Annotated in this window: 16 protein-coding genes; 11 read left to right on the top strand and 5 right to left on the bottom strand. The window is 59.6% G+C overall.

Annotated elements, in window-relative coordinates; translation table 11 throughout:
* Positions 1–30 precede the first annotated feature (30 nt).
* The 3 genes from art_RS16495 to art_RS16485 are packed head-to-tail and all read right to left on the bottom strand — an operon-like array spanning position 31 to position 2,606.
* Entirely contained in the window at positions 31–690 is a 660-nt protein-coding gene (locus art_RS16495; RefSeq protein ID WP_082000369.1) for an EthD family reductase, read from the bottom strand.
* Between the two features lie 3 nt (positions 691–693).
* Positions 694–1,017, bottom strand: coding sequence for an EthD family reductase (locus tag art_RS16490; protein ID WP_038466585.1), 324 nt, complete (start codon positions 1,015–1,017; stop codon positions 694–696).
* A gap of 11 nt (positions 1,018–1,028) precedes the next feature.
* Positions 1,029–2,606, bottom strand: a complete 1,578-nt coding sequence (locus art_RS16485; protein WP_038466582.1) for an acyl-CoA carboxylase subunit beta — start codon at positions 2,604–2,606, stop codon at positions 1,029–1,031.
* 133 nt (positions 2,607–2,739) lie between these two features.
* On the opposite strand from art_RS16485, the gene art_RS16480 reads away from it, so the two are divergent.
* Genes art_RS16480 through art_RS16460 form a run of 5 tightly spaced genes read left to right on the top strand, consistent with a single transcriptional unit; the run spans position 2,740 to position 6,506 of the window.
* Positions 2,740–3,234, top strand: coding sequence for a MaoC/PaaZ C-terminal domain-containing protein (locus art_RS16480; protein ID WP_038466579.1), 495 nt, complete (start codon positions 2,740–2,742; stop codon positions 3,232–3,234).
* Between the two features lie 2 nt (positions 3,235–3,236).
* Positions 3,237–4,433 carry an acyl-CoA dehydrogenase family protein gene (locus tag art_RS16475; protein ID WP_052136675.1) on the top strand — a complete coding sequence of 399 codons (1,197 nt, stop codon included), beginning with the start codon at positions 3,237–3,239 and terminating at the stop codon, positions 4,431–4,433.
* 47 nt (positions 4,434–4,480) lie between these two features.
* Entirely contained in the window at positions 4,481–5,134 is a 654-nt protein-coding gene (locus art_RS16470) for a biotin transporter BioY (protein ID WP_082000368.1), read from the top strand.
* Positions 5,131–5,835, top strand: a complete 705-nt coding sequence (locus tag art_RS16465; protein WP_038466576.1) for an energy-coupling factor ABC transporter ATP-binding protein — start codon at positions 5,131–5,133, stop codon at positions 5,833–5,835. The genes art_RS16470 and art_RS16465 overlap by 4 nt, the downstream gene beginning before the upstream one ends.
* Complete coding sequence (locus art_RS16460) at positions 5,835–6,506, top strand: energy-coupling factor transporter transmembrane protein EcfT (RefSeq protein WP_038466573.1); 672 nt, start codon at positions 5,835–5,837, stop codon at positions 6,504–6,506. Before art_RS16465 ends, art_RS16460 begins: the two co-directional genes overlap by 1 nt.
* Before the next feature lie 218 nt (positions 6,507–6,724).
* On the opposite strand, the gene art_RS16455 is transcribed toward art_RS16460, so the two are convergent.
* Positions 6,725–7,174: a cupin domain-containing protein gene (locus tag art_RS16455; protein ID WP_082000367.1), complete on the bottom strand. Its 450-nt coding sequence runs from the start codon at positions 7,172–7,174 to the stop codon at positions 6,725–6,727.
* Between the two features lie 654 nt (positions 7,175–7,828).
* Here art_RS16455 and art_RS16450 point away from each other — a divergent pair.
* Positions 7,829–8,548: an oxygenase MpaB family protein gene (locus art_RS16450; RefSeq protein ID WP_052136674.1), complete on the top strand. Its 720-nt coding sequence runs from the start codon at positions 7,829–7,831 to the stop codon at positions 8,546–8,548.
* A 981-nt stretch (positions 8,549–9,529) separates the two neighbouring features.
* On the opposite strand, the gene art_RS16445 is transcribed toward art_RS16450, so the two are convergent.
* A complete protein-coding gene (locus tag art_RS16445; RefSeq protein WP_038466570.1) occupies positions 9,530–10,021 on the bottom strand; it encodes a carboxymuconolactone decarboxylase family protein in 492 nt (163 codons plus the stop codon).
* Here art_RS16445 and art_RS16440 point away from each other — a divergent pair.
* The 5 genes from art_RS16440 to art_RS21195 all read left to right on the top strand — a co-directional run bounded on the left by art_RS16440 (position 10,020) and on the right by art_RS21195 (position 14,482).
* Entirely contained in the window at positions 10,020–11,492 is a 1,473-nt protein-coding gene (locus art_RS16440; protein WP_367643742.1) for a PLP-dependent aminotransferase family protein, read from the top strand. The genes art_RS16445 and art_RS16440 overlap by 2 nt on opposite strands.
* 134 nt (positions 11,493–11,626) lie before the next feature.
* A complete protein-coding gene (locus tag art_RS16435) occupies positions 11,627–12,850 on the top strand; it encodes an MFS transporter (RefSeq protein WP_052136993.1) in 1,224 nt (407 codons plus the stop codon).
* A 41-nt stretch (positions 12,851–12,891) separates the two neighbouring features.
* Positions 12,892–13,476, top strand: a complete 585-nt coding sequence (locus tag art_RS16430; protein ID WP_038466563.1) for an NAD(P)-dependent oxidoreductase — start codon at positions 12,892–12,894, stop codon at positions 13,474–13,476.
* Positions 13,477–13,660: 184 nt separating this feature from the next.
* A complete protein-coding gene (locus art_RS21800) occupies positions 13,661–14,038 on the top strand; it encodes an HAD family hydrolase (RefSeq protein WP_157875322.1) in 378 nt (125 codons plus the stop codon).
* Between the two features lie 48 nt (positions 14,039–14,086).
* Positions 14,087–14,482, top strand: coding sequence for an HAD hydrolase family protein (locus art_RS21195; RefSeq protein WP_082000364.1), 396 nt, complete (start codon positions 14,087–14,089; stop codon positions 14,480–14,482).
* The last annotated feature ends 123 nt before the right edge of the window (positions 14,483–14,605 follow it).

Raw genomic sequence — 14,605 nt, 5'->3', positions numbered from 1 at the left:
CCACTGAACATACGGTCGCGAGATGGCAATCTAGATGATGACAAGTTCCTCAGCAAGGTACACGTGAATCGTTGTCAGGGCCTCTGGCGCACTGTCCAGATGCAGCTCAACGCCTCGGACCGCCTCCCGCGCCAGTACCTCCTCAGAAAAGCCGATAGCAACAGCAACCTCCGGAATCTGGGCCTCGCTGAGCAGCGCTGACCGACGCAATAGTTCTGCCCCCGGAACTAGGACATTCACACCCCAGCCAAGGGCGCCGTCGTACTGTTCAAATTGTTGCCTCGTCCAACGCTCCACCGCGCAGGGGTCGGGCTCCGCCGCCAAATTCCAGCGAGCCAGCAGCCACAACTTATACGGCCAGCGTGTCTGTGCAGAACCCGCTGTTACCGGCCCGCCTGTCAGCCCACTGAGGAATTCCGGTTCGTCAATAATTAACTTGTCGGCAACCTCAGAAGCAAACCCGGCCTGCACTACTCCTTCGTCGGCAAACCATAACTCAACAATGCCGTCCACAAGGTACGGCCTATCGATTTTCGGCTCGAGACTGGACTCCAGCACGTGGTTCTGCCGGTAAGCTGACACTCCAGGAAGTTCACGGGCGATGTCCGCATGCGTGGTTGACCAATGCGCCCGGAATACATCCAGGTTTTTGTCCGTACGAGCCTGAAGATAGGTAATCCTTTTGGGCACGGCTCACTCCCCCGGAGTCAGTGGAACATCGACTTCTTCGGCCAGAAACCACTCCATGTCCGCGAGAAAGTGGTGCTCGTGATCAAAAAGCTCCTTGCCTTCGGGACCCTCGTAGGCAACTTTGACGTCGGCGACCGATGCGAACCACAACTCAGCCATACCGCTGTAGGGCCAGGGTTTTCGGTGATCGATCGCGGGATTCTGCCGGTACCGAAGGATCCCCGGCAGTTTACGCACGTAGTCGGGGTGTTCCACGTTCCAGAAGTGCAGGAATTCCTCCCGGGACAGTTCCGGCTTGGCCTTGATGACTGCCACGACCTTGATCATTTTCAATCTTCCTAGACCGGGGTCACAGCTTGGCGCCGCTCCACCGGAACCATCTTGCGCTTGGAGTACAGGCCCAGCCGCCGCGTCAGGTCGGAGCGCAGCTCGTTGGCAGGAACCACAGCCTCGACAGCATTGGCGTTGGCAATCTTGAAAACGTCGATCCCCTCGGCATACTCAGCCTGCTTTTCCGCGATGAAGGCCCGGCGCTCTGCAGGGTCCTCGATCTCGTGGATCTGGTTGTAGTAGATGCCGTTGACAGCGGCATCCGGGCCCATCAGTGCCGGCCGGGCCGTAGGCAAAGCGATGACCGCATCCGGGTTCATCGGGGCACCGGACATGGCTAGGTAGCCTCCACCGTAGGCCTTGCGCACCAGAACAGTAATGCGGGGAACCCGGCATTCGGATACAGCGAAGATCATTTTGGCGCCATGCCGAATGATGCCCTGGCGCTCGACTTCCGAGCCAATCATGTAGCCGGCAATGTCCACCAGGAAGACAATGGGGATGTTGTAGGCGTTGCAGATCCAGATGAAGCGGGCTGCCTTGTCCGAGGAATCGGGGAAGATCGATCCGCCCATATGAGTGGGCTGATTGCCCACCAAGCCAACGGAACGGCCATTGATTCGGGCGAAGCCGGTGAGCATTTCCGGTGCGAACAGCTCCTTGTAGGGGAACCACGATCCCTCATCGACGAGGGACTCGACGAATTCCTCCATGTCGAAGACTTCGGCTTCGCGGAGCGGAACAATGTCCTCCAGCGTCCGGCCAGGACGAGGTTCGACGGCTGGCGCCATGGGTGCCGGGGTCTCCCAGTTGGCAGGAAGGAAGGAGAGCCAGACACGGATGGCGTTCAAGGCTTCCTCGTCGTCCTCGACCAGAACGTCGCCAAGGCCGGAGACTGTGCAGTGCATTTCGGCACCGCCCATTTCCTCCAAGGTGACCTTTTCACCGGTCACCATCTCGGCCAGACGCGGTGAGCCCAGGTATGCGGTAGCGTGGCCGCGGACCATGATGGTCATGTCGCAGAGGGCGGGGACATAAGCAGAACCGGCGGGAGACGGGCCAAAGAGGGCACAAACCTGGGGCACACGGCCGGACATCTGAACCTGGTTGTAGAAAATGTTGCCCCACGCGTGGCGTCCCGCAAAGCTCTCGAATTGCTCGTCAATACGAGCGCCCGCAGAGTCAAAGAGGTAGACGATCGGGATGCCGGCGGCATCCGCGTTCTTCTGAGCCTGAGTAATTTTTTCAAACGTTCGGTTACCCCACGTACCGGCCTTGACGGAGTAGTCGTTGGCAATGACGCATACCTCGCGCCCATCCACACGACCGAAGGCTATGACCACGGCGTCACCGGGCAGGCCTTCCTCGTAACGGGCCAGCAGGCCGTCTTCAATGTAGTTTTCATCATCAAAAAGTATGGCCAGGCGCTGCCGGACCAGGAGCTTGCCTGAATCGACGATTTTCTTGCGGTTCTTCTCGGAACCGCCAAGGCGGGCCGAGGCGAGCTTCTCAGTCAGTTGTTCATGCACTGTGGGTGCCGGGACTTCGATGTCCAGCACAGGGGCGACGATCGTAGCTTCACTCATGTTGAGCCTCCAGTAAGAAGAGTTGGTGTTCTCTATTAGTATACGAACAAGCGTACGCTAGTCTAGTCTTACTGGACAGGGACTTATGATGCCGATGGGCGTTCGTCCCGTTTTGATCGAATAGGAGAGACACATGCAAGCCATTGACCCTCAGCCCACTGCCACCACCGCCCCAGTCCCGAAAGGCCGCCCGAACCACTTCTGGGAAGACCTGGTCACGGGAGACGTCATCGAGACAGCGGGAATGACGATCACCGATGCGCACCTCGTCCAGTGGGCCGGACTGACCGGTGACCTCGTTTCTCTCCACCTTGATGAGACCTATGCGGCAACGACGCCGTTTGGTCAGCGAGTAGCTCATGGTCCGTTGACCATGTCGCTGGGATTGGGACTCATGACCCAGACCGGTTACTTCAGCAATGTGGTGGCCTGGCTTGGACTCGATGAGGTGCGCGCGCTTGCCCCGGTCTTCATTGGTGACACCATATGTGTCAGCGCCACAGTGGATGTGGCACGCGAAACGAAGAAGCCGGAACAAGGCATCTGGAAAATAAATTACTCCGTACTGAAACAGGACGACTCAGTTGTCATGACTTTCAGCAGCAGCTTCATCATCAAAAAGAAGTAGCCATGACTATTCAAGAGAATTTCGTCCCGGCAGCTCCTGCCGACATCGCCGAGTCCCCCGAATTGGCAGCCCTGCGCAAGCGAGTCCGGGAAGTTCTTTCCGAACATGTCACTCCAGAACGACTCAACAAGTTCGACGAGGCGGAAGAGTACGATGTTGAACTCTTCCGCGAAATCGCGGCAGCAGGACTGCTAAAGCTCGACGGCGAACTGCACGGCCCCGGCCCCAAGCACCAGTCACAGGCCGTGGTCCTCGAGGAGCTCGGTGCCGGCCCCACGTCAGTGGGAGTCAGCATGGTGGTCCAGTATATGGGCGTCCAACTCCTCCATAGTTACGGCACTGGAGAGCAGCAGAACGAGTTCTTGGCTCCCCTGCACGCCGGAAAGGCCAAGATGTCGTTCGGGCTCAGCGAGCCCGATGGCGGGACCGACGTTGCACGCGCCATGAAAACTCGCGCCACCCTCTTGGAAGATGGAAGCTATTCCATCTCGGGTCAGAAGAAGTGGATCGGCGGGGCAATGGACGCGGATTACCTCATCCTCCTGGCGCGGACCAGCGAGGTCGCACGCTCCGCCATTGACGGAATCACCATGTTCCTCGTCCCCCGTTCCATGCCGGGAATCCGCACAGACGTTATCGACACCATGGGCATACGCGGGCTAGCCCAATACGATGTATTCCTCGATGACGTCCGCGTCCCTGCCGCGAATGTTCTGGGCGAAGTGGACAATGGGTTTCGTCAGGTTCTGAACACACTCAACGGCGAGCGCCTGAATGGAGCCGCCGTGGCTTTGGGGATTGCCCGCGGTGCAATGGAAACTGCCATTGGCTGGGCCCAGCAACGTCACGCCTTTGGCCGTGCTGTGGGTTCATTCCAAGGCCTTCAGCACAACCTCGTTGATGCCAGTGTCAAAATCGAGTCCGCCCGGCTCCTCCTTCGCCAAGCCGCAGAAGCATCCGACACCGGGCCGAGTACCAATGAGACTTGGTCCGCCATGGCGAAGCTCGCCGCTTCAGATGCGGCCACCACGACCACCGATGTTGGCATGCGAATCATGGCTGGCTGGGGATTCTTCCGGGGGTTGCCCATGCAGCGCTACTTCCGCGACGCCCGACTCTACACATTCGCACCATTGACGGACGAAATGACGCGCAACTACATCGGAGAGAAACATCTGGGCCTGCCCCGGTCCTTCTAAGCCGTGCTTGGGACCTGGGGAAGTCCAAGCCTGAAGAAAGCAGTGCAATGAATAATTCATCTCTGAACAAAATCAGGCGGCCCGGCGTCATCGCCACCGCCGCGCCCGGCCTGCCGCTCCCGACGACGCAACTGAAGATCCGCCGCCGCTGGAACGCCACTGACCTGGCCATGATCGCCGTCTTCGCCTCCCTGCTGGCCGCATCCGTGGCCGTACCCGGCATCAACGTTGGCCCGTTCGGTGTGGCGTTGACCCTGCAAACGCTCGTGGTCAGCCTGTGCGGCCTGGTGCTGGGCTTCGGCCGGGGCACGGCGGCTGTGTCTTTGTACATACTGATCGGCTTGATCGGGCTGCCCATCTTCAGTGGATTCCGGGCCGGCCCGGCTGTGCTGGCCAGTCCGTCCGCTGGATATATCCTGGGCTTCATTCTGGGCGTTGCCGTCATTGGTCTCCTGGCCCCGTGGGCATTGCGCATGCGGTTCAAGGGTGCAGCGCTGTTCGGCGCCGCCACGATCGGGATGGTGGTCACCCACGCCAGCGGGATTGTTGGCTTTATGGCCATGGGCATGGGCCTGGCGCCGGCTGTCATCGCCGATGCCGTCTACATCCCGGGGGATCTGCTCAAGAATGCGTTGGCGGTCATTATCGCTCTGAGCATTCATCGGGCCTTCCCCGACCTGCTGGTTCGCCGCCGCCGATGAGCACCATAGTTTTTGAATCGGCGGGGGTCAGCATTGCCGGCACCGGTGCAGCTGGCACGGAGCAGAAGACCATCCTCCACCCGTTCTCGCTTACCCTCACCGAACAGCGCATCGCCGTGATCGGGGCCAACGGCTCGGGCAAGTCCACGCTGCTGCGACTGCTCAACGGCTTGGTTCTGCCGAGTACCGGAACCGTTCGCGTCAATGGTTTGAACACATTGACGGAGAGTTCGGCAGTCCGGCGCACCGTGGGATTCGTGTTTACGGACCCGTGGTCGCAGTTGGTCATGCCGACACCGCTGGAGGACGTGGAGCTGTCCCTGCGGCGGCTGAAGCTGGCCAAATCTGCGCGCCGGCGCGCGGCCGAGGGGGTGCTTGCGGATTTCGGGGTCGATCACCTTGCCCACAGCAGCATTTACGAACTCTCGGGCGGGGAACGCCAGCTGACCGCGTTGGCGACCGTCCTCGCCGTCGAGCCTTCCGTCCTTGTCCTGGACGAGCCCTCGACCCTCCTTGACTTTCGCAACACCCAGCTGCTCAAGGACCGACTGGCAGTGTTGCCGCAACAAGTGGTCATGTCCACACACGATTTGTCGCTTGCGGCTGACTTTGATCGCGTGTTGGTGATTGACGACGGCGCCATCGCCTTTGACGGCCGGCCCAACGATGCCGTGGCGCACTATTTGCAGCTGGTGGGCTGATGCGCGGGCACTCCCACTTGGTGGCGGGCCATGTGCCGGGGTCCTCGCTGCTGCACAGGATGCCGCTGTGGCTCAAGGCCGCGCTCCTGCTGGCCGTCGCCGTCCTTTGCTTCACCTCTTCCGCAATATCCGTACTGACGGGCTTCTGGACCACGACAGCGGTGCTCGCCACCGTCGTCCTCGTACACCTTCGCTCCGGTCTCCCGGCGCTGCGCCTGTGGCGGCCCGTGCGCATGATGCTGGTCTTTCTGGTGTTGATTGCCGCGTATCAGTGCTGGCAGCACGGCCCCATGGTGGCTTGGCAAGTCATTGCCGCCATTGTTGCCACGGTGTTGGTGTCAAACCTTCTAACCGCGACCACTCCCGTGGACGAATTGCTGGACGGTCTGGCATCCGTTGTGAGGCCGCTGCAACGCTTTGGCGCCGACCCTGACAGGTTCTCGCTCACGGTTGCCCTGATGTTGCGCAGCATTCCTTTTGTCATCGGCGCCTTTGACGATGTTCGTGACGCTGCACAGGCCCGCGGCCTGGAACGGAACCTGTTGGCCCGGTCCCTGCCCGTCGTTATTGCCACGGTTGCCTATGCCCACCAAACCGGAGAGGCGCTGGCCGCTAGGGGGTTGGGCGAGCCCGCCGACGCAGGGAATGATCCCGCCGCGAGACGAAGCTGAGTCCTAAAAACTGCGCGCGGCGTCCGCCAATGAATGGATTGTGCGCAGCTCTTGGCGCCAGGAGGACATGGGGTCGGAGCGACAGGAATTATCTGCCTTGCCCGAGACTCCCATTCTCGTGACTGTCGTGACCTGCCCATGGGCCTAGGCCCAGTCCAAACACGAGAATAGGGGGTGGCTGCCCGTCGGCAGCCACCCCCTATTCTCGTTCCAAGGGATCAGGAGCGGTAGTCGATTTCGAGTTCCGCGATGTCTTGGTCGTGCAGATTGACAACAATGTTGTCCGGCGTCCGGGTAGTCATCCAGATCAGCTCTTCAGTCTTGCTGGCATTGCCTTCAATATGCGGCATGTAAGGCGGAACGAAGACGAAGTCGCCCTCTTCCAGATACACAATCTGGCTGTAGCCCTCGCCGTAGCGAATGAAGCCACGACCCTTGAGAACATAGCCACCCGTATTGGCTTCACCATGGTGGTGGGCATCCGATATCTCACCGGGGCCGGTGTAGACCTTGCCGAACCAGAGGCCCTCAGCTGGGCTGTTTTCTTTGCTAACACCGGAGATACGGCGGGCATTCAACGTCTGGCCGGGGGCCGCAGCCAAATTGTCCGCGCGATTCACCCGGAACATCTCTACATTGCGGTTAATATCAAACGCCACTTCGGTCATGGCAGGTCTCCTCCTAGGGCTGGGCAAAAGGCCACCGACTAGTGCATCCACCGGGGCATACTTCAGTATGGCTGCTGCATAACAGCGAGTCAAGACGTACGCTTGTTCGCATGGCGTAGTGATCCTGGCAACGCCCCGACAATCATCACTCGGTCGACGCAAGTGCCGGGTCCAGTCGCGATTGCCACATAGACCCAGGCTTCAAGAAAGGCGGCGGGCACGGGTACTTTGGCTGGGCTTGGCGTTGCGGCAGCAGTCGTTGCTGGTGCGTCCCTTCGTACTAAGTACTATAGAGCGCAAGGCCACCGCAGCCGAGGCAAGCGCCAAGCTGAAGGATTCCTTGATGGGACACCGGACTCAGAAAATGACAACGGCGAAGAAGGGTCCACTGGAAGTGGGCAGAACCCTGACGACGAGAACTAGTGATAAATCGATGCGGGTCCGTCTCGCATAGGCACCATGACAACACCAAGAGGCCCTGCGAAATGCGTCATTTTATTGCGCGGGCCATTGCCGTCTTATTGCATGACCGCCGGGGAACAGAGCCCTCTGGCCACACAGGAACAACGGTTCTACGATGGAATGAGCCCATTACTCTTCACAACCACCAACGGCACTGAGGCAATTGGCGCCAGCAGCGACAGGAGGTCTCGAATGCGCACAAACCCCAGCCTTGCCTCGTCCGCCCGCCACCAAACAGAAGCAGACCCAGAAAACTGGGAAGCTACCTACCGCCAGATGGTTCTATACGACCTCGCCGCGGACATCGAGCTCGGCTTCTTCCTCGCCTACTACCGCAACTTCGCCATCCCCAGCATCGCCGCAACATTGCAACGTAACGGCGAAATCACCCAGCGCCCCGTTAAGCGTTCATACGACACGGCCATCGTGACCTACGAGCTTATCTGCAACGGACTGAACAGCGACCGCGGCCGCCACATGATCCGTCTACTCAACCACGTCCACCGCCACGTCCCCGGCAACAACGACGATTTCCTCTATGTCTTACTCACGCTTCTCGTTGTCCCCATTCGCTGGGCCCGCGCATACGGTTGGCGAGTCCCACCTCCCGCAGAAGAATCGGCAGCAACTCGTTTCTACCAAGAACTCGGCGCCCGCATGAACATAGGAACTATCCCCTCGACGTTCGCCGACGCGGAAAAGTTCTTCGACGACTACGAGCGCAAGAACATCGCTTACTCCCCCGGTGGCGCCGAGCTGATGGCCAGCACCGTTCAAATCCTGAAATCCAGACTCCCAGCCCCCGTCAGTCCATTGACAAGGCCAATGCTCTCCGCGATGTTCGACGACGATCGCCTCACCGATGCCCTCGGTCTCCCCACCCACGGGCAGACGAAGCCGGAATTGCCGTAGCAACATTGAACCACCATGCTCAGCCTGTTTGCCCAGCGGCATGGACGACTCACCTCCTGCGAATGAGCACCGTCTACAACCCTCCGAACGCCGACAGAGCGAATCATGGTGAGGCGCAACCATCTGGTCTGGTCCATCGCCGCCTCGGCTGCATGGGTTCAATCCCACGCCTCGTTCAGTGTCCTGCGAGCTCTCGAATTCGCACCGAAACAGCCAGCGCCGCCCGGATCGAAGAACAACCGCATGGAACCAGCAATGAACACTATCGCAGCAGGTCAGAGCATGTTGAGCACTAAAGACCAATCATCAGTTATCAATGTTTATGAACCCCGCTGTCCTTGAATGTGCCTTTTTCACTCCGCCAATTGGTTGTTTCGACTTGTTTCTGTATGGTGCTGTTGCAACAATGAGTGATACTAAATACTCTCCACTTTGCACTGATTTGGATGAGTTTCGTATGACGCGGTGGGAACTCCCTGCCGACTGCTCTACGACCGCGAGCATAGCTAGTCAGCCCACAATGCTGCCCCTATCATTTTACTCTTGATTCACCCGAGCTGCCCGGCTGGTCTCAGAGACCGTGGGGAACTTGTCCGATAGCTCGCTATGGATCGTGGGCATAAAAATGAAGTGGCCAACCTATGAACTACTCTGCACGGTTGGCCACTTCAAAAAGAACACTACAGCGACATTCTAAGCGTTGGCCTGTCACCAGCTCGGCGGCACCTGTGGCCCGTCTAACGATCAACTCTTACACTCAACCGGCGTTGGCATTCGGCCACCGTGTGGCGCATAGCGCCCCCGCAACGCTTGCTAGTCAGTGGCGTCCACTTCCTTCTGCTCAATAGTGCCGCTCTCAACATGTTCTATCGTTGCGCTGATCTTCACCACATGATTGCAAGTCGCTTATTTCGCGGTGAACGCTAATAGATATACCGAATACGCTCGCCTTTGAGACAGAGCGTGCGGGAATCGTCGGACCTAGTGAGTGCCACCTGGTGTGTAGTGACCGGGAACCATGCGCGAGCTGACACCGAAACGGTTGAAGGCGTTGATGGCGACGATGACGGAAATAACCTTCACCATCTTTTCCTCTCCAAGAACCTTGGTAACACGGTTGTAGAGCTCATCGGGGACGAAGCCATTTGCGAGGAAGGTCACTGCATCCGTCAGTTCGATGGCAGCGACCTCCATTGCTGTATAGAAGTGCTTGGACTCGGACCAGGCGTTGAGCTGAAGCAGCCGTTCAGGGGTTTCGCCTGCAGCAAGAGCGTCTTTACTGTGCATGTCGAGACAGAATGCACATTGGTTAAGCTGCGAAGCTCGGATCTTGATCAAGTTGACCAGGCTGTCAGGAAGACCTTGTTTGGCCGCGGTGTCAAGGCGGAGCAACGCCTTGAATACCTCGGGTGCCTGACTCATCCAGTCGAAGCGGGCGGGGGTCTCGGGGAGGACGTTGTCATTTTTTGTCATGGATCCACGATATGAAGAAAGAGGAATACGGGTAAAGTCCATTTGTATGACTTATAACAAGACCACTTCTTCCAAGACGGCTCTCACGGAGTCAGGCGTTGATCTACACCTGGAACTGAAGGGCTCGGGGTTGCGTGTCGGTCTTACCGAAGCACTCCGGGAGGCGGTCCGCTCCGGGCGACTCACCCCAGGGACACGCCTTCCATCGTCACGCACTCTGGCACAGGATCTTGGTGTCGCGCGTAGTACCGTCACCGAGTGCTACTCGACTCTCGTTGAAGAGGGATGGCTCACGGCTAGACACGGGTCGGGGACTCAGGTTGCGGAGCGGGCTCAGCCGCTCCGGAAACCTGCTCCCGCTCCGCAGCCTCGTCAAAGTAAGCCAACTCACGGCCTCGGACCAGGGGCCGCAGACTATGCGGACTTTCCTCGAACTGCGTGGCTCGGCGCGGCTCGGCGCGCGTTTGCCGCAGCTCCCCATAGCGCATTCGGATACGGAGATGCACTGGGTCGCATGGAGCTTCGAGAAGCGCTCTCCAATTACTTGTCTCGCGTCCGGGGAGTTTATGCAGATCCGGGGCGCATTGTGATCTGTTCTGGCTATCACCACGGGCTAGGGGTGATGGCGCGAGCCCTCAAAGAGCAGGGCACGAACACTGTTGCTGTCGAGGCCTACGGCCTGAGTATCTACCGCGATTTGCTCAGCGATGCGGGGATGAGGACCCCGCCGATTGAGGTAGATGAGGGTGGTGCTCTCACCATTGAGCTAGACACGTTGCCACCAGCCGCAGCCCTCTCTCTCACTCCGGCGCACCAGTTTCCAAGTGGGTATGCGCTCTCAACCGAACGTCGATCCACTGTTATTGATTGGGCCCGTAGGACCGGCGGCATTCTCCTGGAAGACGACTATGACGGAGAATTCCGTTACGACCGCAAACCAGTGGGGGCACTTCAAGGGCTCGACCCGGATCACGTCGTCTACTTTGGGACGGCAAGTAAGTCGATAGCCCCTGCCCTGCGCCTGTCATGGATGGTCGTGCCCGAACGTCTGATGCCAGCCGTAACGCGCGCAAAGGGCCGGGTGGACACAGTGAGTGTTCTCGACCAGTTGATCTTCACTGAGTTCCTGACCTCGGGCGCATTCGACCGTCACGTTCGCAGTAGGCGGCACAGTTACCGCCAGCGCCGAGAGGATCTACTGCATGCAATCTCCATGCAAACCGAGGACGTCAAGCTCATCGGGATGGCCGCGGGCTTGCAAGCAGTACTGACGCTTCCCACAGGAACGGAATCATGGATGCTGCAAGCGGCAGCGCGGCAAGGGCTGACTGTCAGCGGTTTGTCTGAGTTCCGCCACCCCCAGGCCGATGGCCCAGGCCTATGGAGCGACGGCCTCGTGGTGAACTTTTCTGCAGTCTCTGACAGCGCATGGTCTTCCGCTCTCCAGTCTTTGATGCGTGTGTTGCCCTGACGCAGGAACACGCAAGTGGTCCGGCAATACAGGCATCAAATGGTCCTTATTTCTAGTCCTCTTAGCCTCTAATGTTGTTGCTAGCGGAGACCACCCAGGCCCCGTGGAAATCGATCCCCACCAAGGAGTCCTTCATGTCTACCCAGCAGTCAACGTTGAAAAGCTCGGGGGTTTCGCGGCGGGTGCTCCCCACCAGGTGGGCGCTGGGCGGAACCTCCGTTGCGTTCATGAGCCTCTATCTGGGCGCGGGTGCGTTGACACCACTACTTGTGGATTACAAGGAACGGTTCGCATTCGCTCCAGAGATGCTCAATGTCGCGTTCGCCGTCTATGCTGCGGGATTCCTCATCGCAGCTCTCGTGTTCGGCTCTCTATCCGATCACATCGGACGACGGCCGGTCTTGATCGGCGGCCTGATAGTACAGCTCGCCTCGAACGTCCTCTTTCTGACTGCAACTGACGTGTCCGCTGTAATCGCGGGGCGCATCATTCAAGGCATCGCCAGCGGCGCGGCAACCGCCGCATTCACCGCAGTGATGGTGGAGCTGTCCCCGGAGAAGCACAAGAGGCTTGGCACTGTTCTGGGCAGTGTGAGCCTCACAGGAGGATTGGCCCTGGGCTCACTGTTCACTGGCCTTGCGCTGGATCTGACCCCTGCAGCGAAAACGGTTGTGTTCGTCACCCTAATCATCCTGACCGTGGCGGGCCTCCTGGTGGCCATCTTTTCCCGCGAGACCAGCCAACGTATCCCCGGCGCGTTACGCTCACTGATCCCCCGAGTCTCAGTACCTGCCGTGGCGCGTGCGGAGTTCCTTTCCGCAGCACCCGCAGTCGCCGCGGTCTGGATGCTTGCCGGCCTCTCTGGCGGGCTTGCCCCCAACATGGTCCGCAGCGTGTTCGGCATCGATAGCGCGTTCTGGGGCGGATTTGCAGGCTTCGTCGCCCCGGCTGTCGCCACTGTAATAAGTCTCGTCTTTGCGAAGCTGGCCGCCCGTCAAGCGATGCTGATCGGCATCTATGCGGCTTTGTTGGGTGCGGTCGCGATCATTGGCGGCGTTTTCGCCGGGAGCCTCGCTCTCATGATCGTAGGCCAGGCTATCTCTGGTATCGGTTTCGGGGCCTGCTTTAGCGCGGCACTCCAAATACTCATTCCGCTGGTTAGCACTCACCAACGTGCAGGAATTGTCGCAGCCGTCTACATCGTCGCCTACGGCGCTTTCGGTCTGCCGATCGTCGTCGAAGGGCAACTCGTCACACTCATCGGAGAGATACCCTCCGTTGTTTGCTACACCGGGTTGACCGTAGTGCTCACCCTCATCAGCCTTATTGCCCAAATGCGGCTCCGCCAGCGGGCATAAGCCTCAAATTCACACCAACAAATCAAAGAAAGGCCAAAACCATGTCCAAAGTATTCCTCGCAGGCGCCTCAGGCGTTATCGGCCAGCGACTCATCCCCCTGCTTATTAACGAGGGCCACACTGTCGCCGGCATGACCCGCTCCAACAACAAGGCCGAACTCCTTGCCGAGCTTGGCGCGCAGCCTGTCGTTGTGGACGTCTTCGACCGTGACGCACTCATCGCCGCAGTTGTTGACTTCGCCCCCGACATCATCCTCAACCAGCTCACTGACCTCCCGGACGACGTGAACAGAATCGCCGAGTTTGGCGACCTTAACGCGCGCATTCGCACCGAAGGAAACGACAACATCATCGCGGCCGCACGGGCAGCAGGAAACCCGAAGATCCTGGCCCAGACCGTCGCCTGGGAATTGCCCGACGGACCCGATGCCGATGCTGTCAAGCAGCTCGAGTCCTCAGTGCTAGCCGAAGGCGGCGTCGTGCTGAGCTACGGCCAGTTCTACGGCGCCGGCACCTACAATCCCTTGACCATCCCGGCAGAGCCACGCGTACAGATCGACCGAGCTGCCGCGCGCACACTGGAAGTCCTTGACGCGCCCTCCAGTGTCGTCGTCATCACCGACTGATCCCTAACCGAGAAGGTTGGCTTTGTTTCCCTAACGAGGCCAACCTTTTCCCCCGCGCTCCACCGTGAACACGCAGTACCGCTACAGGTAACCCCCACAAGCCACCACCCACGCATCCCTGGAGAGTTCCCCATGTCTGATTCGCAGTCCAATATTCCCGCCACCCCCCACGCTCAGCACCGGCTTGCGCTCACAGCCGAGCCGCGATGAATGGCTCATCGCGATTGACCTCGATGGGACAACAATCGACGAAGCAGGGCAGGCGAGCCCTGCCGTGCTCGAGCAGCTGCGCCGCGTGGAGCAGGAAGGACATCATTTGTTGGTGACGACGGGACGGTCCTGGATCACCACTGTGAGCGTCATGCACGACCTTGACATGTGGCCGGAGTATCTCGTCTGTGCCAACGGGGCGGTAACCCTCCAACGCGACGCGAACACCCTGGATGGGTACCGCCGTATCCACGCCGTCGCTTTCGATCCTGCACCGGTCCTCGCGCTCGTCCAAGCATTCTTGCCAGACGCTAGCATCGCTATCGAGGCGGAAAACGGCACCTACCGTTAAACCGCTCCGTTTCCACCAGCGACAACTGAGCCAACAGAACAGCAGCGCATCGTAGCTGTCGAGGAAATCGCTGATGGCCCGGCTGCTCGCATAGTCGTGATCACCCCAGAGCGCGCCTTCTCTGAGTTCCGAGAGATCGTGGAGAGCATGGGGCTACAAGATGTGATGTTCACACTCGGCTGGACCGCATGGCTAGACATTGCCAGTGCGGGTGTCACCAAGGCCAGCGCAGCAGAGGTCCTCCGCGCCGCGCTTGGCTTCGGGCGGGACCGCGTGCTGGCTGTCGGCGATGGGTTCAACGACCTCGAGCTACTTGAATGGGCAGCCGCTTACGGGCGGGGCGCTGCAATGGGACATGCACCGCAAGAGCTGCTTGCCGTGGCGTCCGAGGTCACTGGGTCTCTCGCAGAAGACGGATTGGCGCTCGTTCTCGCAAGCGTGTAAGTGCTGCTGCGCGGAGCGCAGAATGGTCTATTGCACGAGGCTGAGCGCATAAAACACGATTTCAACCGACTGGTGCCGACTCTTCTAGGCTGCACCAGCTGCCTCGTGCACCGCCTGCCCCTT

It is taken from the genome of Arthrobacter sp. PAMC 25486 (assembly GCF_000785535.1).
Taxonomy (GTDB): domain Bacteria; phylum Actinomycetota; class Actinomycetes; order Actinomycetales; family Micrococcaceae; genus Specibacter.
The sequence above is the reverse complement of the archived record's forward strand: the minus strand, read 5'-3'. Positions and strand labels throughout refer to the sequence as shown.

Coding starts and splice junctions, on each gene's coding strand:
- art_RS16490 (WP_038466585.1), bottom strand. CDS start 1,017: ATGATCAAGGTCGTGGCAGTCATCAAGGCCAAGCCGGAACTGTCCCGG.
- art_RS16485 (WP_038466582.1), bottom strand. CDS start 2,606: ATGAGTGAAGCTACGATCGTCGCCCCTGTGCTGGACATCGAAGTCCCG.
- art_RS16480 (WP_038466579.1), top strand. CDS start 2,740: ATGCAAGCCATTGACCCTCAGCCCACTGCCACCACCGCCCCAGTCCCG.
- art_RS16475 (WP_052136675.1), top strand. CDS start 3,237: ATGACTATTCAAGAGAATTTCGTCCCGGCAGCTCCTGCCGACATCGCC.
- art_RS16470 (WP_082000368.1), top strand. CDS start 4,481: ATGAATAATTCATCTCTGAACAAAATCAGGCGGCCCGGCGTCATCGCC.
- art_RS16465 (WP_038466576.1), top strand. CDS start 5,131: ATGAGCACCATAGTTTTTGAATCGGCGGGGGTCAGCATTGCCGGCACC.
- art_RS16460 (WP_038466573.1), top strand. CDS start 5,835: ATGCGCGGGCACTCCCACTTGGTGGCGGGCCATGTGCCGGGGTCCTCG.
- art_RS16455 (WP_082000367.1), bottom strand. CDS start 7,174: ATGACCGAAGTGGCGTTTGATATTAACCGCAATGTAGAGATGTTCCGG.
- art_RS16450 (WP_052136674.1), top strand. CDS start 7,829: ATGCGCACAAACCCCAGCCTTGCCTCGTCCGCCCGCCACCAAACAGAA.
- art_RS16440 (WP_367643742.1), top strand. CDS start 10,020: ATGGATCCACGATATGAAGAAAGAGGAATACGGGTAAAGTCCATTTGT.
- art_RS16445 (WP_038466570.1), bottom strand. CDS start 10,021: ATGACAAAAAATGACAACGTCCTCCCCGAGACCCCCGCCCGCTTCGAC.
- art_RS16435 (WP_052136993.1), top strand. CDS start 11,627: ATGTCTACCCAGCAGTCAACGTTGAAAAGCTCGGGGGTTTCGCGGCGG.
- art_RS16430 (WP_038466563.1), top strand. CDS start 12,892: ATGTCCAAAGTATTCCTCGCAGGCGCCTCAGGCGTTATCGGCCAGCGA.